Below are 26,389 nucleotides of genomic sequence, written 5' to 3' on the forward strand. Positions count from 1 at the left end.
ATGCTTAGAAGCAAGGATTTCTATATGAAGAGTGTTTATGATGTTAATGGTAAAAAAATAGGAATTGTAGAGGACCTTTTTATTAACTTTTTTGAAGGAAAAATCATTGGAATTAATATTTCTAATTATTCGTTATTCTCTAAAAAGAACTTCATTAATTGTGAGGATATTATATCTATAGATAAAGACATTGTCGTAAGAAAAAGTATTCAAGGGGGTGGGCTTAAGTTAAAGAGTGTTAAAGGTATGGAGATAATTGATTTAAATGGTGATATAAGAGGGGTAATGGAAGATCTGATAATTGAAGAAAATGATTTTTCAATTAAGGGTATACTGGTTAGTACTGGGGTCATAGAAAGACTTTTAAAAGGAAAAGATATTTTGCTTGTAAATGAATGCATTTTAGGTGAAGAATATATATTATATATTGGCAAAAGTGGTGTAACGTTAAAAGCTATGCCTAGAAAGGGAGAGAAAAATGAGATTTCCAATTAAAAATAAATCATTAATGATAAGAATATTTATAGTAATCTTCTTAATCCTAGCGGTAGTTTTATATTTTAATTGGAGTGTATTTAGAGATGTAGTAAATATAATAATTATATCAGCAATATTAGCTTACGTTCTAAAGCCACTAAGAGATTTTCTTTCTGATAAATGGATGATATCAAAGAGAACATCAACACTTATAGTTATGCTTGGGATATGCTTTTTAATAGTATTATTATTTTCAATATTAATACCAAAATTTATGAAAGAAATGGGTAACTCCGTAACTATAATAGATGAACTATCAGATTACTTGAATAATATAGGAGAAAAAATAAAAGCAAATGACTCATCCATTGCAATTACAATATATGAAGAATTAGAAGTAAAGTTATGGGGCGGTATCATGGCATTATCTCACAGTGCTATAAACTGGATTATAAACTTTACAAGTAATATAGTATCAATAGCAATTATACCTATAGTTGCATACTATTTTTTATCTGATGGAGATAGTGTATCAAATAAAATGTATTTATTAATCCCTATTGAAAAAAGAAATATAACTAGAGAAATCATAAATGATGTAAATTTACTTCTTGAAAGATATATAATAAGTCAAGTGATGCTTTCTTTAGCAACTGGAGTTATGTGTTTTATCTTATTTTTATCTTTAGGTGTTAAATTTCCTCTCATACTATCCATAATAAATGGAGTATTTAACATTGTACCATATTTTGGAGCATTTTTTGGAGGAATACCAGCTGTTCTGATAGCCTTTGTTGATTCTCCGGTTAAGGCTTTGTGGGTTGTGATTGGAATATTAGTAATTCAACAGATAGAAGGAAATATATTAGCTCCAAAAATAACAGCAGATAGTACTAACATACACCCTCTAATAATTATCATATTATTACTAATAGGTGAGAAGGCTGGAGGCGTAGCAGGGATGATTCTAGCTGTACCTATAGGGGTAATACTAAAGGTAATATATGATGATCTAAATTACTACTTGTTTTAACATATGTATATTTGTAGAAAAACAACAAATAATTATTAAAAATATTGACATATTTAAGTATATAAAATATAATTTCTTTAGTAAATTGAATATTTAGCTATGACTGGGATGAGTAGATTTGAATTTGTTTTTTAGAGAGGAAGTGGATGGTGAAAACTTCTAAATAGATCATTTTGAAGCTACCCATGAGCTATAACCATTTAAAGAGATGTAAATTAATTTTACATAATTAGGGTGGTACCGCGGAAGAGTTAGCTTTCGTCCCTTGTTTATATTCTGGGATGAGGGCTTTTTTTATTGTAATGGAGGTAAGATATATGAAGTATATGGGAACAAATGAGCTTAGAGAAGCTTATTTAAGATTTTTTGAAGGTAAGGATCATTTAAGACTAAAGAGTTTTCCTTTAGTTCCAAAAAATGATAAGAGTTTATTATTAATTAATGCAGGTATGGCACCACTTAAGCCATATTTCACAGGTTTACAAGAACCACCAAAGAAGAGAATTACAACATGCCAAAAATGTATAAGAACAGGAGATATCGAGAATGTAGGTAAGACTTCAAGACACGGTACTTTCTTTGAAATGCTTGGTAACTTCTCTTTTGGAGACTATTTTAAAGAAGAAGTAATTCCATGGGCTTGGGAATTCATAACAGAAGTATTAAAAATGCCAAAGGATAAATTATATGTAACAATATATTTAGATGATGATGAAGCATTTGAAATATGGAAAAACAAAACTGATATAGATACAAGCAGAATATTTAGACTTGGAAAAGAAGATAACTTCTGGGAACATGGTGCAGGTCCATGTGGTCCATGTACAGAGATTCACTTTGAGAGAGGTGTAGATGTAGAACCAGTTAAGACTGCTGAAGAATTTGTAAAGGCTAGTGATGAAGATAGAATAATAGAATTCTGGAACTTAGTATTTACACAATTTGATGGAGATGGAAAAGGTAATTATGAAAGATTACAAAATCCTAACATAGATACAGGAATGGGTCTTGAAAGACTTGCTACATTAATGCAAGGTGTTGAAAATATATTTGAAATAGATACTGTTAAAAATATATTAGGTAGAGTTTCAGAACTTGCAGGTGTTAGATATGGAGAAGACGCTACAAAAGATGTATCACTTAGAATAATAACAGACCACGTTAAGTCAGTTACTATGATGATTTCAGATGGTGTTCAGCCAAGTAATGAAGGAAGAGGATATGTACTTAGAAGACTTCTAAGAAGAGCTGCAAGACATGGAAGAGTTCTTGGAATAAAAGAATTATTCTTAAAGGATATAGTAGAATCAGTAGTTGAAAACTATGGCGTTGAATATGATGAACTTATTGCTAAAAAAGATTACATTGAAAAAATTGTTACATTGGAAGAAGAAAGATTTAATGAAACAATAGATTCAGGAATGGGAATACTTTTAGGATACATTGAAGAACTAGAAAAAGAAAATAAGAATGTATTAAGTGGAGAAAAAGCATTTAAGTTATATGATACTTATGGATTCCCTTATGAATTAACAGAAGAAATATTAGAAGAAAAAAATATCACAATAGACAGAGAAGCTTTTGATAAAGAAATGCAAGAGCAAAGAGAAAGAGCTAGAAGTGCTAGAGGAGAATTCACTTACATGGGAAGTGAAGAAACACCAATAAATTTAGTTGATAGTGATATAGAGTGTGAATTCGTAGGATATGACAAGAATGAAGCTGTTGGAAAGATAGTATTCTTAGCAACAGATGAAGCAGTTGTAGAAGAATTAAAAGAAGGACAAAAAGGATATATTGTTACTGACAAGACACCTTTCTATGCAGAAATGGGAGGTCAAGTAGGTGACAAGGGTACTATAAAGGGTCATGATTTTGAAGCTTATGTATATAACACTAAGAATAATGTTGGTGGAAAAACTATTCATTATGTAAAAATCAATAATGGAATAGTAAAATTAAATGAAGAAGCAGAATTAAAGATAGATGTAAAGAGAAGAAATAATATACGTAAAAATCATACAGCAACTCATATGCTACATGAAGCACTAAAAGAAGTTTTAGGAGATCATGTTAACCAAGCTGGATCATTTGTTGATGATGAAAGATTAAGATTTGACTTTACTCACTTCCAAGGCTTAACTGAAGAAGAGCTTCAAAAAGCAGAAAATTTAGTTAATGAAAAGATAATGGAAGTATATAGCGTTGATACAGATCTTATGACATTAGAAGAGGCAAGAGAAAAGGGTGCTATGGCTTTATTTGATGATAAATATGGAGATAAGGTTAGAGTTGTATCAGTTGGAGATTATTCAATGGAACTTTGTGGAGGAACTCACGTTTTAAACTCAGGGGAAATTGGATTATTTAAAATAGTTAATGAAGCTGGAGTTGCAGCAGGAGTAAGAAGAATAGAAGCATTAACAGGATTTGCAGCAATAAAGTATGTTGAAGAGAAGCAAAAAATGCTAAAGGAAGCATGTGTTGCATTAAAATGTAATGAAAAAGAAATAATAAATAAGATTTCTACTCAAACAGCAGAAATAAAAGAAAAAGAAAAAGAAATTGCAGAATTAAAATCAAAACTTACAAGCGGTGCTGAAGATGATATATTAAATTCAGCTAGAGATATAAATGGTATTACTGCAATAGCATATGCATTAGAAGATGTTGATGGAAATGCATTAAGAGACTTAGGGGATAAGATAAGAAATAAGGCTCCAAAATCAGTAGTTGTATTAATAAGTAAAGTAAGTGATAAGGTAAATCTAGTTGCAATGGCAAGTAAAGATGCAGTAGCATCAGGAATTCATTGTGGTAAAATAATTAAAGAAGTAGCATCAGTAGTTGGTGGCGGTGGAGGTGGAAGACCTGACATGGCTCAAGCTGGTGGAAAGCTTCCTGAAAAAATAAATGAAGCTATCGATAAATCATATTATGTAATTGAAACTTTAGTAAAATAGTGTACTTTTAAAAAGATATGGGTTATAATTATTTTATAAGATATGAATATAAAAGAATAAATATGGAGATTACTATTAATAATATATATAAATTTCCTTTAACAATAAGGTAAGGGGGTGAGCTGCTAGGAAAGCAGCATAGAATATGAGTAATAATTTAGAGCATACAATGCAATTTGATTTATCAAAAAATAAAGAAGTGCTAACAAAAGCCATTTTAACTGAGGTTTATAATTCGCTTCAAGAGAAGGGGTATAATCCAATTAATCAGCTTGTTGGTTATCTAATATCAGGAGACCCTACTTACATTACAAATTACAACGGAGCAAGAGCTTTAGTAAGAAAACTTGAAAGAGATGAAATTCTTGAAGAAGTTATAAAATCTTATTTAGAGATAAAATAAAAAAAGTGCCCTGTTGAAGGGCACTTTTTATTTTCAAGGAGATAATATGAGAATATTAGGATTAGATGTTGGGCAAAAAACAGTTGGGGTTGCTATTTCAGATCCTTTAGGATTTACTGCACAAGGAATAACAACTATAAGAAGAACTAAAAAAAGTGAAGATGTAGAAGCTGTAAAGAGAATATGTAATGAGTATTCTGTAGAAACTATAGTTATTGGATTACCTAAAAATATGGATGGTTCAATTGGATTTGCAGGAGAAAAGATACAAGAATTCAGTGAATTATTAAAAGAGTCTATAGATTTAGAAATAGTATTTTGGGATGAAAGACTTACAACTGTTGCAGCACATAGGGCAATGCTTGAGGCTGATTTATCAAGAGGAAAAAGAAAAAAGATAGTTGATAAAGTAGCAGCAACCTATATTTTACAAGGATATTTAGATAGAATATCAAAGCGTTAAATAATTATTAATTAAAAATAATTATTGACAATACTTTACTATAGTAATTAAAATAAAGAAAAAGGAGAGAATAAATATGGAAAAAGATATAGAATACATTGATTTATTAGATGAAGAGGGAAATGAGTTATCATTTAAAGTGATTAGCTTTTTTAAGATAGATGATTTAAATAGTGAATATGTAGTTTTAACTCCAGCTGATGAAGAGGGAGATGAAGCAGTAGTTCTTAAAGTTGAAAAGGATGAAGATGGAAGCGATAACCTTATAAATATAGAAGATGAAGCTGAATTTGCAATGGTAGAAGAAGCTTATAATTTATTAATGCAAGAAGATTAGAACATGGAAAGAGGTGTTGTAAATGGGAAGCTTAATTTCAGTGGATATGCAAGAACTTAAAGAAGATTTAAAGAAAAAAGGATATAAATTAACTCCTCAAAGAAGAGCTATAGTTGATACTATAATAAAAAATGAAGGCAAACATTTAACTGCCGAAGAAATATATGATGAGGTAAAAAAAGATTGTCCTGAAATAGGCTTAGCTACAGTTTATAGAACAGTATTATTACTTGAGGAAGTGAAATTATTATCTAGATTAGATTTAAGCGACGGATGTAGTAGATATGAAATTATTCACCAAGATGAAGAACATAGACATCACCATTTAATATGCAATCAATGTAACAAAGTTTTTGAAGTTGAAGAAGATTTATTAGATGAATTAGAACAAAGAATAGAAACAAAATATGGGTTTAAAATACAAGATCATAGTGTAAAATTCTTTGGAATCTGTGAAGAGTGTATGAAGAAAAATAAAGAATAATTAAAGGAATCCTCTCAAATATAAAAGAGATGACATCCTTTGTTTATACATATTTTAAATAAGGAGGGGAAATATGAAGAATGAAAGAGCTAAGGTTAAAATCATTCCTTTAGGTGGAATAGATGAAATCGGGAAAAACCTTACAGTTGTAGAATATAAAGATGATATCGTAATTATAGACTGCGGCTTGAAGTTTCCAGATGTTGATATGTATGGAATAGATATAGTTATACCAGATATATCATACCTATTAAAAAACAAAGATAAAATTAGAGGGATATTTTTAACTCACGGACATGAAGATCATATAGGAGCACTTCCATATGTTTTAAAACAATTGGATATACCTATATATGGAACTAAACTTACTCTAGGAATTGTAGAAACAAAGCTAAGAGAACACGGACTTCTAGCTACTACAAAATTATTTAGAGTAAAACCTAAGGATAAAATAAAATTACAAAATGTAACGGTTGAATTTATTAAAACTAATCACTCAATAGCTGATTCAGTTGCAATAGCAATACACACTCCACTTGGAGTTGTTCTACACACAGGAGATTTTAAGATAGATCATACTCCAATAGATGGTGCTAGAACAGATTTTGCAAGACTTGCTGAACTTGGAAGAAAAGGTGTGCTTGTAATGATGGCAGACTCTACAAATGTAGAGCGTCCAGGTTATACTAAATCAGAAAGTGTAGTTGGTGACACTTTAAAACGATTATTTGGAAGAGCAAAGGGTAGAATTTTAGTTGCTACTTTTGCATCAAATATTCATAGAATTCAACAAATAATAACTGCAGCAGAAATGTATGATAAGAAGGTTGCAGTATCTGGTAGAAGTATGGAAAATATTGTTCAAGTTGCGATAGATCTTGGATATTTAAAATTACAAAAAGATACTTTAATAACAATTGATGCAACACAAAAATACAAAAATGAAGAAATAGTTATTATAACTACTGGAAGCCAAGGAGAACCAATGTCAGCTCTTGCTAGAATGGCAGCTTCTGAGCATAGAAAAATTACAATAGTTGAAGGGGATACTGTTATAATATCAGCAACTCCAATACCAGGTAATGAAAAATTAGTATCAAAGGTTATAAATCAATTATTTAAAAAAGGTGCAGAAGTTATATACGGTTCTGATGAGAATGTTCACGTTTCAGGTCATGCTTGTCAAGAAGAATTAAAGCTTATACAAACTATAGTAAGACCTAGATTCTTTATACCTGTGCACGGTGAGTATAGACATTTAAAGCAACATGCAGAGCTTGCTGTTAGCGTTGGATTAAATCCAAGAAACTATGTATTACCAGAAACAGGAGATCAAATTGAAATAACACGTAATTCAATAAAGAAAAATGGATCTGTAACATCAGGTCAAGTACTTGTTGATGGATTAGGTGTAGGAGATGTTGGTCATATAGTTTTAAGAGACAGAAAACATCTTTCACAAGATGGTATATTAACAGTTGTCGTAACTTTAGATAGGGAGAGTGCATCAGTTATTGCAGGTCCTGATATAATCTCAAGAGGTTTTGTATACGTAAGAGAATCAGAGGGACTTATGGATGATGCAAGAGAAATTGTTAAGGCAGTTTTAAGTGAATGTGAAAAGTCAAAAATTACTGATTGGGCAACTATAAAGAGTAGAATTAGGGATGAACTTAGAAACTTCTTATATGAAAAGACTAAGAGAAAACCTATGATACTTCCAATAATAATGGAAATTTAATTAAATAAGTGGTTCATTTAGCAATCATTTATATTGACTTTTTAAAAAGTAAAGATTAGAATATAAATTAGTGCGAGAATTGGGTACACAAGTATCCAATTTTCTTTTTGAAAAAAAATATTATAGGTTTACATAGAAAGAATAACAAAAGTAAAGCTAAAAAGTGGAGGAATATAATGGAATTAATTAAAAGAGAAGATATTAGAAATATAGCTATCATAGCCCACGTTGACCATGGTAAGACTACTTTAGTAGACGCATTATTAAAAGATAGCCATACTTTTAGATCAAATGAAAAAGTACAAGAAAGAGCTATGGACTCAAACGACTTAGAAAAAGAAAGAGGAATCACAATCCTTTCAAAGAATACTGCAGTACATTACAATGGCGTAAAAATCAATATTGTTGATACTCCAGGACATGCTGACTTTGGTGGAGAAGTTGAACGTGTACTTAAAATGGTTGACTCAGTATTATTAGTTGTTGACTCATATGAAGGACCAATGCCTCAAACTAAATTCGTTCTTAAGAAGGCATTAGAATTAGGATTAAGACCAGTAGTTGTTATAAATAAGATAGATAAGCCAGATGCTAGACCAGAAGCTGTTATCGATGAAGTATTTGAATTATTCTTAGAATTAGGAGCTGATGATGAACAATTAGATTTCCCAATAATATATGCTTCAGCAAGAGATGGTTTTGCAAGACATAATGTAGAAGATACAAATGAAAATATGACACCTTTATTTGATACAATTTTAGAACGTGTTCCATGTCCAGAAGGATATGCAGATGGACCATTACAAATGCTTGTTACAACATTAGATTCAAATGAATATGTTGGTAGAATAGCAATTGGTAAGATTCATAGAGGAACAGTTAAAAAGAACCAACCTATAGTTTTAGTAAGACAAGATGGAAGTATATCAAATTATAAAGCTACATCATTATTTGGATATAACGGATTAAAGAGAGAAGAAGTTGAAAGTGCTTCAATCGGAGATATAATAGCTTTAAGTGGTGTAGGTGATGCTAATATTGGAGAAACAATAGCTGATTCACAAAATCCAGAAGCTCTTCCATTTGTAGAAATTGATGAGCCAACACTTAGCATGAACTTCATGGTAAATGATTCACCATTTGCAGGTCAAGAAGGAGATTTCATAACTTCAAGACACTTAAGAGATAGATTAATGAAAGAACTTGAAACAAATGTAAGTTTAAGAGTTAGAGAAATAACTCCAGATTGTTTTGAAGTTTCAGGTAGAGGAGAATTACACCTTTCAGTATTAATCGAAACAATGAGAAGAGAAGGATACGAATTACAAGTATCAAAAGCTAACGTTATCTTCAAAGAAGAAAACGGAAAGAAAGTAGAACCAATGGAATACTTAACTATAGATGTACCTGAAGAGTTCATGGGACCTGTAATGGAAAAGCTTGGACCAAGAAAAGGTGAAATGGTTAATATGACATCAGCAGTAAATGGTTATACTAGACTAGAATTTGTAATACCTGCTAGAGGCCTTATTGGATTTAGAAATGAATTCATGACAGATACAAAAGGTAATGGTATAATGAATCACGTATTCCATGGATATGCACCATTTAAGGGTGAGATTCCAGGAAGAAGTAGAGGATCAATAGTATCATTTGAACAAGGAGATGCTATTGCATACGGATTATTTAATGCTCAAGAAAGAGGATCATTATTTATAGATGCTGGTGTGCCAGTATATCAAGGAATGATCGTTGGAGTATGTGGAAGAGCGGAAGATATAGATATAAATGTATGTAAAGGTAAGAAACTTACAAATACAAGATCATCAGGTGCTGATGATGCAGTTAAATTAGTGCCACCAATAAAGATGACTCTAGAGAAAGCTTTAGAATTCATTAATAGCGATGAATTAGTTGAAGTAACTCCACAAAATGTAAGAATGAGAAAAACTATCTTAGATAGTGCTGAAAGAAGAAGAAGAACAAGCAGAAGTAAGAAGTAATTACCCTAATTTTATCTTTATAAATTGAAAAAAAAGTATTATAATAAAGTGAATAGCCTAAATACTGGCTATTTACTTTTATATATAGGGGGATTTTATGAAGAAATCTAAAATAATCTTAATAGTTTTTGTGCTCTTAATAATATTATTAGGTGCTACTGTTTTTATGTATACTAGAACTATAAATCATCCCTTAAAATCGGATAAAGATAGTATAGTAGTTGAAGTTAACGAAGGAGAAGGATTTTATACGTTACTTAATGAACTTAAGGAAAAGGGTTTGATTGATAATGAAATTTTTATAAAAGCTTATTTGAAATTAAATAAAGTTGTTCCAAAGGTTTCAAAAGGTACATATACAATTAAAACAGATGTAAGTTTAAGCGAATTCTTAAAGACGTTAGAAACTGAAAATGCTGTTAAAGTTGTTATTCCGGAAGGATACACAGTAACTCAAATAGCTGAAGTTCTTGAAAAAGATGGATTGTTTTCAAAAGAAGACTTTTTAAAAGCAGCTAGCGAGTATCCTCTTCCAGATTACATAAAGAAAGATAACAAAAGAAGATATGCATTAGAAGGATTTTTATTCCCAGATACATATTCATTCCAGATTGGGGTTAAGCCAGATACGGTTATAAAAACTATGCTTGACAAATTCAAATCTGTAATGGAAGAGGCGGAAAAGGAAGCCGGAGTGACTGTTCCTACAAACCAAATAGATGAAGTAGTAACTAAAGCATCGTTAATTGAAAGAGAAGCTAGAACAGAAAGAGATAGACCTCTTATAGCATCAGTTATTGATAATAGAATTAAAAAAGGTATGCCTCTTCAAATAGATGCAACTGTTATTTATGCATTAGGAAAGCATGTAGATAAAGTATTATATAAGCATTTAGAAGTAAACTCACCATATAATACATATAAAAATAAAGGACTACCAGAAGGACCTATAGCAAGTCCAGGAAAGCCTTCATTAATTGCAGCACTTAAGCCAGCAAAAACAGACTATTTATATTATCTACTAGATCCTAACACTGGAGAACACTATTTTACAAGTAGTTATCCAGATTTTGAGAAAAAGAAAGTCGAATTTGGATATTAAATTATCTTGGAGGAATATATGAGCGGAATTACTTATGACTATATGGAAGAATATTTAAGAGGACTAATTGGAGAAAGTAGTGGAAGACTTAAAGAATTGGAAGATTTTGCAAAAGAAAATGGAGTTCCGATAGTTCAAAAAGAAGCTGGAAAGTTTTTAGAATTTATGGTTAGTATGAAAAGGCCATTAAAAATTTTAGAGCTAGGAACTGCCATAGGATACTCTTCTATACTTATGTATGATGCTTCAAAAACAAATCCTGATATTGTTACCATAGAGAGAAGCAAAGAGATGATCGAACTTGCAAAGGAAAATATTAAAAGATTTAATCTTGAAGATAAGATTACTATAAAAGAAGGGGATTGCCTTGAAGTATTAGAAAATCTTGATGAAAAGTTTGATTTAATATTTATGGATGCAGGAAAAGGACATTATAATCATTTCTTGCCACATTGCTTAAGATTACTAAAAGAAGATGGAATTATAATAGCTGATAATGTATTATTTAGAGGAATGGTTCCATCACAAGAGTTAGTAAAAAGAAGAAAGATTACAATAGTAAAAAGAATGAGAACATACTTAGAGATGGTTTCAAATGATGAAAATTTAATAACCTCTGTCATTCCGATGGGAGATGGTATTGCGATAACTAAAAGGAGGTAGGTTTAAAGATGAGAAAACCTGAAATTTTAGCACCAGCTGGAAATTTAGAAAAACTAAAAATTGCTATAGATTTTGGAGCAGATGCTGTATATATAGGTGGAAGTAGATTAAATTTAAGAGCTTTTGCTGGAAACTTTACAAATGAAGAAATAGCTGAGGCAGTTAAATATTGTCATGATAGAGAAAGAAAGCTTTATGTGACAATGAATGTATTTCCACGTAATTTTGATTTAAATGGAATGGAAGATTATATAAAAGGATTAGAGGCTTTAGGAATTGATGCTATAATAGTAGCTGACCCTGGAATAATAGCAGTAGCTAGAGAAGTAGCACCTAACTTAGAAATACACTTAAGTACACAAGCTAACACTGTAAACTGGAAAGCAGCTAAGTTCTGGTATGATTTGGGTGTTAAGAGAATAGTACTTGCAAGAGAAATGACTTTTAATGAAATTCATGGATTTAGAGATAATCTTCCAGAAGGATGCGACTTAGAAGGTTTTGTACATGGTTCAATGTGTATGGCTTATTCAGGAAGATGTCTAATTTCTAATTATATGTTAGGAAGAGATTCTAATAAAGGGACATGTGCTAATGTTTGTAGATACAAGTATTTCTTAGTTGAAGAAACAAGACCAGATGTTTACTTCCCTGTTATAGAAGATGATAAAGGAACATATATAATGAATTCAAAGGATTTATGTATGATTCACCATATACCTGAATTGGTTCAAAGTGGAATATATTCATTTAAAATTGAAGGAAGAATGAAAAGTGAATTCTATGTTGCTTCAGTAGTTAAAGCATATAGAGAAGCATTAGATAGTTACTTTGAAGATCCAGATAATTATAAATTCAAACAAGAATGGATGGATATCTTATTAAAAGTTAGCCATAGACCATATCATACAGGATTCTTCTTTGGAAAGACAGGAGAACAAAATTATGATGATTCATCATATATAAGAGATTATGATATAGTAGGAATAGTAAAAGAATTTGATGAAGAGACTATGACTGCAACTATAATGCAAAAAAATAGAGTGTTTGAAGGAGATAATGTTGATATACTAAGACCTTATACACCTAATTTCTCAATAAAGATGAACTCAATGTATGATGTAGAAAAAGATGTTGAGACTAATGTTGCTAATAGAGCACATATGATCTTTAAGATGAAGGTTGATACACCTCTAAAAGAAAATGATATGCTAGTAAGAGGAAAACAAACTTTAAAAATTGGAGACAAATAGGAGGCAAATTAATGAAAAAACCTATACTTATTGGAATAACTGGAGGGACAGGTTCAGGTAAAAGTACCATAGCAGATGAAATATATAATAGCTTTAGTGAAGACTGTATAGCTATGATACAACAAGATGCATATTATAAGGATCAAAGCCGTTTAACAATGGAAGAAAGAACAAAAACAAACTATGACCATCCAAGAGCATTTGATAATGATTTATTAATAGAGCATTTACATTGTTTAATGAATGGAGAGCCAATTAGAAAGCCTATATATGACTTTACTATACATAATAGATCAGAAGAAAAAATAAATGTAGAGCCTAGAGATATAATAATAGTTGAAGGTATTCTTGTACTTGAAGATGAAAGAATAAGAGATCTTTTAGATATAAAAGTATATGTAGATACAGATGCTGATATAAGAATATTAAGAAGATTGGTTAGAGATATAAATGAAAGAGGAAGAGATGTTGATTCTGTAGTAGAACAATACCTTTCAGTAGTTAGACCTATGCATATGCAATTTATTGAACCAACAAAAAGATATGCTGATATAATTGTTCCAGAAGGTGGACACAATAAAGTAGCCATAGATATATTAGTTTCAAAAATTAAAGATACATTAAAGTAATTTGTATAAAACACCTTTTCTTAGTCAAGAATTAGCTAAGGGAGGTGTTTTCCTTTTATGAAGAGAATGAATTTAAATAGAGGTAAGGCTTTATTAGCTCTTCTAATGACTATATTTGCTGGATTAGCAGTTAGATTATATTTTTTAAATGTTCATCCTACAGAAAGAGTAGAAGCGAATTATAAGAATCATCAGACTGAAAGCATAAGTGATAGTAAATATATGCTATTAGATACAACTGGTAAAGATTTAGTAGAGTATGAAAAAAAATATGTATTAGTGATAGATTCAAAGCCTTTTAGTTTAAATAATTATGGGGAAACTTTAGAGGATTTAATGGCGTTGAACTTTATTATGAAGGGAGAAAATAGTGATTTTAATTATACTGATGTAATGAAAAGTCAAGGAAAATTATATTACACTATTTCAGAAGAGACTTATAATAAAATAAATAAATTAGATAATTTAAAAGGAGTATATACTTTTATTAGCGATAAAGTGGATAAAAAGGAAGCTTGGTCTGTAAATGGTATGTTGTCAAATATAACTGATAAAAATATAGTACAGGGATCTATAGAAGAAGAAATATATAATAATATAAAGAATAATGAAATTCCTAAAAAGAATTTTTATCTTGATGAAAAAAATGTTTATGCAGATGATGAACTTGTTATAAATGATAATAATAGAAATATAAAGCTTACAATAGATAAAGAATTCGATAGTAAGATTAGAGATGTATTATCAAAAGAAGAGTATCAAAAATATAAAAATATAGGCGTAACTATTATGGAAAGTAATACTGGAAAAATTAAAGCTTTAGTTCAAAAAAATGAAAGTGAAGCTAATATAAATTTAGGAATAGAAGGAATAGGTTATGAACCAGGGTCTATTTATAAGCTTATAACATATGGAGCATCTTTAGAGGAAGGACTTATAACTCCTTATAATACAGTATCTTGTAATGGGAAGATGTGTAATGGCAAAGTTCATGGAACACTTACAATAAATCAAGGGCTAATAAAATCTTGTAATGATGTATTTGGAGCTATAGGACGTAAAGTTGGATATGATAAATTGATGGAGTATAGTGAAAAATTGGGGTTATTTAAAAGGGTTATAGGAATACAGGGAGAAGGAAGAAACGAAACTTCAGGAGTAAAACCTAAAAATGATGATCCTAAAAATAATAATATTATGGCACTTATTCCAATCGGACAATCAATGAATGTATCTCCTATACAAATGCTTGGAGCTGTTAATACCTTTACGAATAATGGAGTTTATGTAAAGCCCTATATTATGGAGAGTATATTAGATGATAACGATAAGGTAGTAAAACAATATGAAACTAAAAAAGAAAGAATATTTACAGAGACTACAAGCAAAATTGTGAAAAATGGAATGAAAGAAGTAGTTACTACTGGAACAGGTAAAAGTGCACTTATTCAAGGTATTGATATGGGAGGAAAGACAGGATCGTCTTCAAGTAGTAATAATACTACACATGGATGGTTTGCAGGATACTTTACAATAGATAACAAACAATACACAATGATTGTTTTTGTTCCAGATTTAATAGAAAAAGAAGGTGAAAATATAGGAGGGGGTAACACAGCAGCACCTATATTTAAAGATATAGTATTACAATTAAATAAAAAATAATAATGAGGCTACATATTTTAAATGTAGTCTTTTACTGTAAAGAAAATTATATTTTTTATAAGATAAAGCAAGTTTTCATTATAAAAATCATATGATATTAGTAAGCACTATAAGGAGGATGAAAGTGTTAGTAATATCGAATTTTATTGATTTGCTCTGCAACACTGTATTTTTAACTGGATACATCTCTAATAATAACACTTTCCCGACACCTCTTGATGAAAAAGAAGAGGAAAAGTATTTAAGAAAGCTGAAAGAGGGAGACAAGGGAGCTAAGAGTGTATTAATTGAAAGGAATCTAAGGTTAGTAGCGCATATAGTTAAAAAATATTCTTTCCCCAATAAGGATGTTGATGAATTAATTTCAATTGGGACAGTTGGGCTTATTAAAGCTATAGATTCTTTTGATGTTGATAAGGGTACAAGGCTTGCAACATATGCATCAAGATGTATAGAAAATGAAATACTAATGTTATTTAGAAATAATAAAAAGCAAAAAGGAGAAGTTTATCTGCAAGACCCTATAGGTGTTGATAAAGAAGGAAATGAAATTTGTTTAATTGATGTACTTAGTAGTGATAAGGATTCAGTACTTGAAAAAGTCGAAAACAATCTTCAGGTAAAGGCTTTGTATAAAAAGATGGAAGAGATACTTACAGAGAGAGAACATGATATAATTATTATGAGATATGGTCTTCAAGATGGAAAAAGCAAAACTCAAAGAGAAATTGCTGCAAAATTAAATATATCAAGATCATACGTATCTAGAATAGAGAAAAAAGCCTTGAAAAAACTCCAAAAAGTTCTATATGGAAAAGGTATATAAGTTTGTTCTAAATTCCTCTATAAAAAATAGAGGAGTTTAGCTATTTTTATAGAAATATAGAAGGTGGGGAAATTAATAGGTCGGAGGAAAGAAAATGTATACTTTAAGAGAATTATTAGGTAAAACAACAGAGTTAGATGCATCAGATTTACATTTAACAGTTGGAATACCACCAACAGCAAGGTTGAATGGAAAATTAATGCCACTTGGAGATGAAAATCTAACTCAAGATTGCATGGAGAAGTTCGCTAAAGAAATATTAGGAAGCAAATTTGATATATATAATGAAGACGGAGAAGCTGATACATCATATTCATTATCAGGAATAGGAAGATTTAGAGTAAATGTATTTAAGCAAAGAAATAGTGATGCGATAGCATTAAGAGCTATACGATTAAAAATTCCAACTTTAGATGAACTAAACCATCCAAGCGTATTAAAAGAGTTAGTTAAAAAGCAAAGAGGATTAGTTCTTGTAACAGGTCCAACAGGAAGTGGTAAGAGCACAACACTTGCAGCTATGATTAATGAAATAAATGCTACAAGAAGTGCTCATATAATTACTTTAGAAGATCCGATAGAATATCTTCATAAACATAAAAAGTGTATTATAAATCAAAGAGAAATTGGTAAAGATAGTAAAAGTTATAAGAGTGCATTAAAAGCAATCTTAAGAGAAGATCCTGATGTTATTCTTGTAGGAGAAATGAGAGATTTAGAGACTATTTCAATTGCTATGACTGCAGCAGAAACGGGACATTTAGTATTCTCAACGCTACATACTATTGGTGCAGCAAAAACAATAGACAGAATAATTGATGTTTTTCCACCACATCAACAACAGCAAATAAGAATACAACTTGCAACAGTGTTACAAGGAATAGTGTCTCAGCAACTAGTTCCAACTATAGATGGAAAAGGAAGAATTGCAGCACTTGAAACAATGATAATTACTCCAGGAATACAAAATCAAATTAGAGAAGGAAAGACTTATCAAATAGAGTCTGCAATACAAACAGGAAGCAAATATGGAATGAAGAGCATGGATATGTCTTTAGTTGAGCTTGCTAGGAATGGAAGTATAACTGAAGATACGGCAATGATATATTCTGTTGATAAAGAAATATTGAAAAGGATGATGATGCTTTAAAGGAAAAAGTTTTAAAATGAAAATAAATGATCATTAATTAAGAAATTTAATTAATGATCATTTATTTTATTAGAAAATATTAAAGAAAAATAACAAAAATATTAATATATTATTAAAAGAAAAAAATAAAAAGGAATTTATAAATATATGTTGAATATATAAATGTAAGTAGGAATGACAGGAGGGAAGATAGGGAAAATGCAAGAATTTTTAGTTACAGCAATAGATATAGGGACACAAAAAATTTCAGCTTCATGTGGATTGTCATCAATCGGGAAAGAAGTTGATATATTAGGAAGTTCTTGTGTTTATTCAAAGGGTGTTAAAAAAGGGAAAATAGCTGATACCGAAAAATGCAAAGAAGCATTTCTTGAAGCTTTGGATAATTTAGAAAAAGAGATAGATAGAGAAATTAAAGATATTTACATAGGGTTACCATCTACTGATGTAAAAATCCAAGAAAGTAATTTTGAAGATGATATTAATGGAATAGTATCTCCAAAGATTCTTAATGATGCATTAAAATATATTAGAGAAAATACTTTTGTAAATGATGATGAAGAGATATGTGATGCTTTTATAAATTATTATAAAGTGGATGATAAACTTAGTTTAAATTTAGCTGAAACCTTAGAAGGAGACAAGCTTTTAATAAATGCTACTGTTGTTACTTGTAAAAAAGATGTAATAAAAAAATACATGGATTTATGTATTGGCACTAGATACAATATTAAAGGATTTATAGTTAACATAATGTCACTTAAAAAAATCTTTTTCTTTAGAGATCAACTTGGAGAAAGAGTTATGGTAGAAAGTGGTGCAGCACTTACAGAAGTAGCTATATTTAAAGATGGAGTGGCTAAAGAATTATTTTCTATTCCTTTAGGAGGTAATAATATAACAAGTGATTTATCAATTTGTGGTGGGCTTTCTAATGAAGAAGCAGAAAAAATGAAGTGTAAATACAGTAGTAATTATGAAACACTTTATAGTGAAAAAGATGAAAAAGAACTTACTTTGGATGGAAAAGGCATCCATAAAGAGCTTTTTTATAAAGTTTGTGAGGCAAGAATTGAAGAAATTCTTAATTATGTAAATAATGAATTAAAAAATACTGGTCATTTTGATAATCTATGTAGTATAATTTTATGTAGTGATTCTTTAACAAATTTTGAAAATATAAATAAACTATCTAAAAAGATCATGAATAATAGAGTTCGTATATTTACAAAAAATGATTTTGGTATGCAAAATTTTTCAAATATTAACTCATTAGCTATTGTTAAAGAGGTGCATGATAGGGTAGAATTAATATGTGAAGATTTTACAAAAGATGTTAAAGATAAGACTTTAAGATTTGAAAAAATAAGTGATATAAATAGAAACGAAGAATGTGATATAGTAGAAAAAGAAGATCACGTTAAGAAAAAAAAGAATAATAAAGGCATTAGGGGAAAATTAAGAAGTTTACTAGAGGATATTTTCTAAAGGAGGAATTGTTTTGTTAGATTTTGAAGTGGATATGCAAGAATTAACTAATATAAAGGTAATAGGCTGTGGAGGCGGAGGAAGTAACGCTGTAAACAGAATGATAGTTGAAGGATTAAAAAATGTAGAATTTATAGCTATTAATACAGATAAACAAGCACTTATGTTATCACATGCCAATCAAAAAATTCAAATCGGAGAAAAGCTTACTAAAGGACTAGGAGCAGGAGCTAATCCTGAAATAGGACAAAAGGCAGCAGAAGAAAGTAGAGAAGAAATAACAGCAGCTATTAAAGGAGCAAACATGGTGTTCATAACTGCTGGTATGGGCGGCGGAACAGGAACAGGAGCTGCACCAGTAGTTGCAGAAGTAGCTAAATCATTAGAAATACTTACAGTAGGTGTTGTAACTAAGCCTTTCCCATTTGAAGGAAAGAGAAGAATGAGACATGCTGAAATGGGTATAGCTAAATTAAAAGAAAAAGTTGACACATTAGTAATAATACCAAATGAAAGATTATTATTTATGGCTGATAAAAAAACAACGTTATTAGATTCATTTAGATTAGCTGATGATGTTTTAAGACAAGGTGTGCAAGCAATTTCTGACCTTATAACTATTCCAGGTGTTGTTAATGCCGACTTTGCTGATATAAAGGCAGTTATGTTAAATAAAGGTTTAGCACATATGGGAGTTGGACACGGAAATGGTGATAATAGAGCAGCAGATGCTGTTAAAGAAGCTATTGCATCACCATTACTTGAAACTTCAATTGAAGGAGCAACAGGCGTTATCTTAAACTTTACAGGTGGAGCAGACCTTGGAGCACTTGAAGTATATGAAGCAGCAGACGTTGTAAGAGAAGCAGCAGATGCTGATGCTAATATAATTTTCGGGGCAGTTATAGATGAGACATTACAAGACGAAATAAGAATAACTGTTATTGCAACTGGTTTTGAAGAAGACGGAATAGGAGCTTCACCAAAAGAAACTGCTAAGGTAGAAGTTAAATCACAAATAAAACAACAAGTTGAAGAAAAGGTTGAAGAGGTTAAGGAGGAAGTTGCAGCTACAACTTCTGAAGAAACTGTAAGTTCAACTATAACTTATACAGAAGAAGATTTATCTATACCTACATTTTTAAGAAGACCAAGAAGGTCAAACTAATAATAAGAAGTTTTTAAAACCTTGGAAATTAATTTCCAAGGTTTTTTTATACAATAAGGTTACAAAAAGGTTAATAAGAGATGAAAAAATAGAAAAAATAGAGGGTTAGAATCTTTGATTAGACAAAGAAATATGGTAAAATTAAAAAGAATATTAGTAAACGAGAAAAATAATGTTATAAATGGGGAGAATAGTATGAAAAGGAAACAAATAACAACCATGATGTTGGTTGTAGCAGCAACTACAGGTTCATTTATATTTAATAATACCAAAGCATTTGCAGATACTCATAAAAATAATGTTAGTACTTTTGGCCTTGAAAGAGCTTCAAACAAAGGAAAAGTGGTAAACGTTGAAACTAATCTAAGAATAAGAAAAGACCCAAGTACTAGTAGTAGCGTTATAGGATATCTTAGAGATGGACAAACTTTTGAGATACTAGGAAAAGAAGGATCTTGGTATAAGATAAAAAATGAAAATAAGATAGGTTTTATTCATAAAGATTATGTAAAAGAGATAGATAGTAATAATAATGCAATAAGTACCAGCTTAAAAGGAGAAGTAATTAATATTACATCTACTTTAAGGCTTAGAGGTTCAGCCTCAACTAGTGGACAAGTTATAGGATATTTAAAAAATGGAGATAAATTTGATATCTTAGGAAAAGAGGGTTCATGGTACAAGGTTAAAGTTAGTGGAAAAGTTGGTTACGTACACGGTGACTATGTAAAAGTAATAAATCAGGGTAGTAGCAATAATACTAGTAATAATAGCAACAATAAACCAGTAGAAACAATGAAGCAGGGAATTGTAATAAACATAACTTCTAGCTTAAGAGTAAGAAAAAGTGCATCAACAAATTCAGATACTCTTGGGTACTTAAAAAATGGAAGCAAGCTTGAAATAGCATCAAAGTCGGGAGTATGGTATAAAATAAAATACGGAAATGGCTATGGTTATGTACATGAAGATTATGTAAAAATAACAGGTGAAAGCGGAAATAATAATAATAGTAATAACAACAACAATAATAACAATAATAACAATAAACCAGTAGAAACAATGAAGCAGGGAACTGTAATAAACATAACTTCTAGTTTAAGAGTAAGAAAGGGTGCATCAACAAATTCAGAAACACTTGGATACTTAAAAAATGGAAGTAAGCTTGAAATAGCATCAAAATCAGGTGTATGGTATAAGATAAAATATGGAAGTGGCTATGGTTATGTACATGAAGATTATGTAAAAATAACAGGTGAAAGCGGAAATAATAATAATAGTAATAACAACAACAATAATAACAATAAACCAGTAGAAACAATGAAACAGGGAACTGTAGTAAACATAACTTCTAGTTTAAGAGTGAGAAAGAGTGCATCAACAAATTCAGAAACTCTTGGGTACTTAAAAAATGGAAGCAAGCTTGAAATAGCATCAAAGTCAGGAGTATGGTATAAAATAAAATACGGAAATGGCTATGGTTATGTACATGAGGATTATGTAAAAATAACAGGTGAAAGCGGAAATAATAATAGTAATAACAACAATAATAATAACAACAATAATAACAATAAACCTTCAGATAAGATTGAAGGAACAGGTAAGGTTATAAACATCACAAGTAACTTAAGAGTAAGAAAAGGTCCAGGAACAAATCACGAAGTTTCTGGTTATTTATTAAATGGAGATACTTTTGATGTTTTAGGAAAAGAAGGAACATGGTATAAGATTAAAAAGGGAAGTTTAAGTGGTTATATAAGTCAAGACTATGTAAAATTCTATCCAAATGGAGAGAATTCAAATAACAAACCTGAGAAACCAGAAGTAATAAAAAAATTTGGTAAAGTACAAGTAAGTAGTGAACTTAGAATAAGAGAAAAAGCAAATACAAATTCTAAAATATTAGGAAATCTAAGAAATGGTGATGTTATTGAGATTTTAGGAGAAGAAAATAGTTTCTATAAAATAAAAAGTGGTAGTATAGTTGGATATTCAGCAAAGGAATTTATAAAAGAAATATCTCAATCAGAAGCTGAAGATAATAATAACAATAATAGTAATAACAATGATAGTAATAAACCTGAAAATGGAACCTCTATGACAACTAATTACCATATGTCTATGGATTCATATGTAAAATTACAGCAATCAAGAGTTCCAGCCTATGATTATAATTATTATGAAAAATATATAAATCCAAATAAAGCAAGCAATCAATCACAATTCTTAAGAATAGATGAGTTTAGAAATATTAGTGTAAGTGGATTAAATAATTACTTTAATAGCAAAGATGCTGGTGTTTTAAAAGGACATGCGCAAGGATTTGTTAATGCAGCAAAGAAATTTGATATTGATCCAATATATTTTGCTGCTCAATCAATACATGAAACAGGCTATGGAAAAAGTAAGTTAGCTAAAGGTGTTACTATTACAGAAATAGCTAACCCTGATAAAGGAAAATATAATAGCAAGGGTGAATTAATTGGATATGAAATGATTAAGCTTTCAAAACCTGTAACTGTATATAATTTATTTGGTATAGGAGCATATGATAATTCGAAAGTATTCCCAAATAGAGCACTAATTCTTGGAACAACATATGCATATAATCATGGATGGACAACAGTTGACAAAGCTATTGAAGGAGCAGCTAGCTTTGTATCAAATAATTATGTAAATAGTTCAAAGTATAAGCAAAATACATTATATAAAATGAGATTTATACCTAATACAGATTTAATATGGCATCAATATGCAACAACTCCATGGTATGCGGAAAGTATAGGAGCTCAAATGGAGGAAATGAAAAATTTATATACAGGAAATAATGACTTTGTTTATGATAAACCTAAATTTAATTAATGTAGAATTTAAAAAATTACCTAATTTATATTAATTAAAGAAGAAACTTAGAGCTTAATAACAAATGTAATATATATTTAAATAATCCGAAATATGTTTTTAAATTACTATGTTAAAGGAAAATAATTTAGAATAACTATAAGAGACTTATATTTTTATATAAGTCTCTATTTTTTGTTAAAATCATAAAAAAATAGATGAATTATATATGTAAATATCAACAAAAAGTAATAAAAAAATTAAAAGAAGTTTTAGTGTAATTATATGTAAAAAAAAATAGTTAAAAACTACTGTTCTTAACAATTAATATGACAAAATTTTAAAAGATATAGTTATATAATTTTATTAGGAGGTTGATCAAGTGGATATATATGTAGATATATTATTAATTGAAAATTTTTTGGTCAATTTATTTTTGCTAACAATATCCTATAGAGTACTTAGAGAAACGTATTCATTTAAAAAATGTATATTTGCAGCAGCCTTAGGAGCTTTGTACACCTTAACAATGGTTTTTAATGAGTTAAATTGGCTATCTAATAACTTTTTTCAAGTTATTGTTTCATTAAGCTTAGCTTATATTCCATTAACAAATAAAAAAATAGGAAATGCTTTAAAATGTGGTGCAACATTTATAGCATCGGCATGTGTTTTGAGTGGGATTTGTTTTAAAATAGCTGTTATAACTAATGAATATTCAATAAAGAATGGTATTATGATAAATGATTTTAAGGTGAAGTATTTAATTATATGTGTAGCTATTCTTTTTGTAGCTCTAGAGAGAATTACAAGTTATATAAGAGAAAAAAATATAATAAGAGATTTCTTCTATGATATTGAGATAACTCTTAAAGACAAAGTTATTATGGTAAAGGGATTCTTAGACTCTGGAAATGAACTAAGAGAACCAATTACTAATTTACCTTGTATATTAGTTGAAGAAGGTTATCTAAATACATTAGATATAAAAAATGAAGGTGTATTCTATATTCCCTATAGTGCCATTGGATACAATGGAAGCTTAAAGGGATTTAAAGTAAACAAAATAAAACTTAAAAAAAGTGGAGAGACCTTTAGAGAAATAGATGCAATATTGTGTCCATGCAAAGATACTTTAAGTAGGGATAATGAGTTTAATGCATTATTATCAAGAGGGGTAATATAAGGAGGTTATTATGATAAAAATTCAGATGTTATTAAATAGAATATTAGAAAAGCTAGGATTATTTAGAAAGAAACTGCATTATGTAGGAGGAAGTGACGCTCTTCCACCACCCCTTTCTAAAGAGGAAGAAGAAGATCTTGTAAATAAATTAAATGATGGAGATGAAGAGGTTAGGAGCACTTTAATAGAAAGAAATTTAAGACTTGTTGTGTATATAGCTAGAAAGTTTGAAAATACAGGAGTGTATGTAGAAGATTTAATTTCAGTTGGTACTATTGGACTTATTAAAGCTGTAAATACCTTTAATCCAGAAAAAAAGATAAAGCTTGCAACATATGCATCTAGATGCATTGAAAACGAAATACTTATGCATTTAAGAAGAAATAATAAAATTAAAGCTGAAATATCATTTTATGAACCTTTAAATATTGATTGGGATGGAAATGAACTTCTTTTATCAGATATTTTAGGTACAGAAAATGATATAATTTATAATTTAATTGAAGATGAAGTAGATAAGCAATTATTATTTATTGCACTAAAAAATTTAAACGAAAGAGAAAAAGAAATTGTAAAACTAAGATTTGGTTTAAATGGGACCAATGAAAAGACTCAGAAAGAGGTTGCAGACCTTTTAGGCATATCTCAATCCTATATTTCAAGATTAGAAAAAAAGATAATAAATAGATTGAAAAAAGAAATTAGTAAAATGGTTTAGGTTGTCTGTAGTATAAAACTATTATCTTGCGGAAATACTTTTTAGTGTGATGATATTACTTCCAAAAGGAGTTGATGATATTGATCATTAATAAAGTTGAAATATGTGGAGTAAATACTGCGAAACTTCCTATAATTAAAGAAAAAGAAAAAAGAGAACTTTTATTAAAGATGCAATCAGGAGATAATAGTGCAAGAGAAACATTTATAAAAGGAAATTTAAGATTAGTGTTAAGTGTAATTCAAAGATTTAATAATAGAGGAGAAAATGTTGATGATTTATTTCAAGTTGGATGCATAGGGCTTATGAAGGCTATTGATAATTTTGATCTTTCTCAAAATGTTAAGTTTTCAACTTATGCAGTTCCAATGATAATTGGAGAAATCAGAAGATATTTAAGAGATAATAATTCAATAAGGGTTAGTAGGTCATTGAGAGATATAGCATATAAAGCATTACTAGTAAGAGATAAATTGGTTAAAGACAATAATAAGGAACCAAATATCTCACAAATAGCAAAGGAATTAGAGATACCTAGAGAAGATGTTGTATTTGCATTAGATGCTATACAAGATCCAGTATCTTTATTTGAACCAATATATCACGATGGCGGAGATGCTATATATGTTATGGATCAAATTAGTGATTCTAAAAATACTGATGAAAATTGGTTGGAAAATATCTCAATAAATGAAGCTATGAAGAGATTAACAGATAGAGAGAAGTTAATATTGGATCTTAGGTTTTTTAGAGGAAGAACGCAGATGGAAGTTGCAGATGAGATAGGTATATCTCAGGCACAAGTTTCAAGACTAGAGAAAACAGCACTAAAACATATGAGGAAGTATATTTAGAAAAAGAACTCTTTAAGAGTTCTTTTTCTTTAGATAAATAATAAATAACTATACTTTTGAATATAAATGTAAAATGTAAAGGGGGAGTTTAAATGGAAGAAAATTTACATTCAATTAATGCTATGAGAAATATGGAAATAATAGATGTAAACACAGGAAGAAAACTTGGATATATAGTAGACATAAAATTAGATTGTGAAGAAGATAAAGTACAATCATTAATTATACCAGGAGAGAATAAAGGCTGGTTTGGAAAAGGAGAGGAGATAGAGATTCCTTGGGAGAATATAGAGAAAATAGGTATTGATGTTATACTAGTATCAGCTGAAAATTTAAATATTGTTTCAAGAGATGATAATAATTACAGATAATATCTAGTCAGGAAAGGAAAAAATATGTATAATAACGATATAGAGTAAGTAATTAAATGTACAGAAAGGTGGGAGCTATCTATGAAATGCCCTTTTTGTTCTTTTCAAGAAAGTAAGGTAGTTGATTCAAGATCAACAGATGATAATACCACAATTAGAAGAAGAAGAGAATGTTCAAATTGTAATAAAAGATATACAACATATGAAAAGGTAGAAGATATTCCAATTTTAGTTATTAAAAAAGATTTAACTAGAGAAAATTTCAATAAAGAAAAAATTGTGAATGGATTAATTATAGCATGTCAAAAGAGACCTATTTCTAGAAAGCAAATAGAAGAAATTGCAGAAGATATTGAAAAGACAATATCAAATAAGATGATGACAGAAGTCCAATCAAACTACATAGGTGAAATGGTTATGGAGAGACTTAAAGAAATTGATGAGGTTTCATATGTAAGGTTTGCTTCTGTTTATAGGCAATTCAAAGATATTAATACCTTTATGGAAGAAATAAATAGATTAATGAGATAAGTGTAAAGCATTTTAATTCTAAATTTAGGATTAAAGTGCT

General features: G+C 29.5%; 24 protein-coding genes and 1 other annotated feature. All 24 genes read left to right on the forward strand.

The genetic code is table 11. From position 1 onward, the window contains the following. The 24 genes from JOC62_RS12715 to nrdR all read left to right on the forward strand — a co-directional run bounded on the left by JOC62_RS12715 (nt 1) and on the right by nrdR (nt 26,349). Nucleotides 1–495 carry a PRC-barrel domain-containing protein gene (locus JOC62_RS12715; RefSeq protein ID WP_204595657.1) on the forward strand — a complete coding sequence of 165 codons (495 nt, stop codon included), beginning with the start codon at nt 1–3 and terminating at the stop codon, nt 493–495. Further along, on the forward strand, nt 479–1,510 hold the full coding sequence (locus JOC62_RS12720; protein ID WP_204595658.1) for an AI-2E family transporter: 1,032 nt from the start codon (nt 479–481) through the stop codon (nt 1,508–1,510). Before JOC62_RS12715 ends, JOC62_RS12720 begins: the two co-directional genes overlap by 17 nt. Before the next feature lie 90 nt (nt 1,511–1,600). After that, nucleotides 1,601–1,779: a binding site (T-box leader), on the forward strand. A gap of 48 nt (nt 1,780–1,827) precedes the next feature. After that, nucleotides 1,828–4,473 carry an alanine--tRNA ligase gene (gene alaS, locus JOC62_RS12725; RefSeq protein WP_204595659.1) on the forward strand — a complete coding sequence of 882 codons (2,646 nt, stop codon included), beginning with the start codon at nt 1,828–1,830 and terminating at the stop codon, nt 4,471–4,473. A 145-nt stretch (nt 4,474–4,618) separates the two neighbouring features. Continuing rightward, on the forward strand, nt 4,619–4,876 hold the full coding sequence (locus tag JOC62_RS12730; protein WP_039315650.1) for an IreB family regulatory phosphoprotein: 258 nt from the start codon (nt 4,619–4,621) through the stop codon (nt 4,874–4,876). A gap of 46 nt (nt 4,877–4,922) precedes the next feature. Continuing rightward, nucleotides 4,923–5,339 carry a Holliday junction resolvase RuvX gene (ruvX, locus tag JOC62_RS12735; protein ID WP_204595660.1) on the forward strand — a complete coding sequence of 139 codons (417 nt, stop codon included), beginning with the start codon at nt 4,923–4,925 and terminating at the stop codon, nt 5,337–5,339. Between the two features lie 76 nt (nt 5,340–5,415). Beyond that, nucleotides 5,416–5,676: a DUF1292 domain-containing protein gene (locus tag JOC62_RS12740; protein ID WP_204595661.1), complete on the forward strand. Its 261-nt coding sequence runs from the start codon at nt 5,416–5,418 to the stop codon at nt 5,674–5,676. Nucleotides 5,677–5,698: 22 nt separating this feature from the next. Beyond that, nucleotides 5,699–6,160: a Fur family transcriptional regulator gene (locus JOC62_RS12745; RefSeq protein WP_204595662.1), complete on the forward strand. Its 462-nt coding sequence runs from the start codon at nt 5,699–5,701 to the stop codon at nt 6,158–6,160. A 73-nt stretch (nt 6,161–6,233) separates the two neighbouring features. After that, nucleotides 6,234–7,901, forward strand: a complete 1,668-nt coding sequence (locus JOC62_RS12750) for a ribonuclease J (protein WP_204595663.1) — start codon at nt 6,234–6,236, stop codon at nt 7,899–7,901. Nucleotides 7,902–8,077: 176 nt separating this feature from the next. Next, entirely contained in the window at nt 8,078–9,904 is a 1,827-nt protein-coding gene (typA, locus tag JOC62_RS12755; protein ID WP_204595664.1) for a translational GTPase TypA, read from the forward strand. Between the two features lie 97 nt (nt 9,905–10,001). Further along, a complete protein-coding gene (mltG, locus tag JOC62_RS12760) occupies nt 10,002–11,006 on the forward strand; it encodes an endolytic transglycosylase MltG (RefSeq protein WP_204595665.1) in 1,005 nt (334 codons plus the stop codon). Nucleotides 11,007–11,024: 18 nt separating this feature from the next. Beyond that, nucleotides 11,025–11,669: an O-methyltransferase gene (locus tag JOC62_RS12765; RefSeq protein ID WP_204595666.1), complete on the forward strand. Its 645-nt coding sequence runs from the start codon at nt 11,025–11,027 to the stop codon at nt 11,667–11,669. Between the two features lie 8 nt (nt 11,670–11,677). Then, the gene (locus tag JOC62_RS12770) at nt 11,678–12,922 is read left to right on the forward strand and encodes a peptidase U32 family protein (protein WP_204595667.1); all 1,245 of its coding nucleotides are present in this window, start codon (nt 11,678–11,680) and stop codon (nt 12,920–12,922) included. 11 nt (nt 12,923–12,933) lie between these two features. Next, on the forward strand, nt 12,934–13,551 hold the full coding sequence (gene udk / locus JOC62_RS12775) for a uridine kinase (protein WP_204595668.1): 618 nt from the start codon (nt 12,934–12,936) through the stop codon (nt 13,549–13,551). 57 nt (nt 13,552–13,608) lie between these two features. Next, nucleotides 13,609–15,216 (forward strand): penicillin-binding transpeptidase domain-containing protein, encoded by a 1,608-nt coding sequence (locus JOC62_RS12780; protein WP_423883038.1) that lies wholly within the window; start codon nt 13,609–13,611, stop codon nt 15,214–15,216. A 124-nt stretch (nt 15,217–15,340) separates the two neighbouring features. Continuing rightward, nucleotides 15,341–16,042 carry an RNA polymerase sporulation sigma factor SigK gene (sigK, locus tag JOC62_RS12785; RefSeq protein WP_204595669.1) on the forward strand — a complete coding sequence of 234 codons (702 nt, stop codon included), beginning with the start codon at nt 15,341–15,343 and terminating at the stop codon, nt 16,040–16,042. Nucleotides 16,043–16,136: 94 nt separating this feature from the next. Beyond that, complete coding sequence (locus JOC62_RS12790; protein WP_204595670.1) at nt 16,137–17,192, forward strand: type IV pilus twitching motility protein PilT; 1,056 nt, start codon at nt 16,137–16,139, stop codon at nt 17,190–17,192. A 198-nt stretch (nt 17,193–17,390) separates the two neighbouring features. Continuing rightward, complete coding sequence (locus tag JOC62_RS12795; RefSeq protein ID WP_204595671.1) at nt 17,391–18,680, forward strand: cell division FtsA domain-containing protein; 1,290 nt, start codon at nt 17,391–17,393, stop codon at nt 18,678–18,680. A gap of 13 nt (nt 18,681–18,693) precedes the next feature. Next, nucleotides 18,694–19,848, forward strand: a complete 1,155-nt coding sequence (ftsZ, locus tag JOC62_RS12800; protein ID WP_204595672.1) for a cell division protein FtsZ — start codon at nt 18,694–18,696, stop codon at nt 19,846–19,848. A 195-nt stretch (nt 19,849–20,043) separates the two neighbouring features. Then, nucleotides 20,044–22,710: an SH3 domain-containing protein gene (locus JOC62_RS12805; protein ID WP_204595673.1), complete on the forward strand. Its 2,667-nt coding sequence runs from the start codon at nt 20,044–20,046 to the stop codon at nt 22,708–22,710. Nucleotides 22,711–23,071: 361 nt separating this feature from the next. Further along, entirely contained in the window at nt 23,072–23,875 is an 804-nt protein-coding gene (locus tag JOC62_RS12810) for a sigma-E processing peptidase SpoIIGA (RefSeq protein WP_204595674.1), read from the forward strand. A 10-nt stretch (nt 23,876–23,885) separates the two neighbouring features. Further along, complete coding sequence (sigE, locus tag JOC62_RS12815) at nt 23,886–24,593, forward strand: RNA polymerase sporulation sigma factor SigE (protein WP_204595675.1); 708 nt, start codon at nt 23,886–23,888, stop codon at nt 24,591–24,593. An 80-nt stretch (nt 24,594–24,673) separates the two neighbouring features. Continuing rightward, nucleotides 24,674–25,447 carry an RNA polymerase sporulation sigma factor SigG gene (sigG, locus tag JOC62_RS12820; RefSeq protein ID WP_204595676.1) on the forward strand — a complete coding sequence of 258 codons (774 nt, stop codon included), beginning with the start codon at nt 24,674–24,676 and terminating at the stop codon, nt 25,445–25,447. A gap of 92 nt (nt 25,448–25,539) precedes the next feature. Then, a complete protein-coding gene (locus JOC62_RS12825) occupies nt 25,540–25,818 on the forward strand; it encodes a YlmC/YmxH family sporulation protein (protein ID WP_204595677.1) in 279 nt (92 codons plus the stop codon). Nucleotides 25,819–25,899: 81 nt separating this feature from the next. Further along, complete coding sequence (gene nrdR, locus JOC62_RS12830) at nt 25,900–26,349, forward strand: transcriptional regulator NrdR (RefSeq protein ID WP_204595678.1); 450 nt, start codon at nt 25,900–25,902, stop codon at nt 26,347–26,349. Nucleotides 26,350–26,389: the final 40 nt, after the last annotated feature.

Source organism: Clostridium sardiniense, from assembly GCF_016907995.1.
Lineage (GTDB): Bacteria > Bacillota > Clostridia > Clostridiales > Clostridiaceae > Clostridium > Clostridium sardiniense.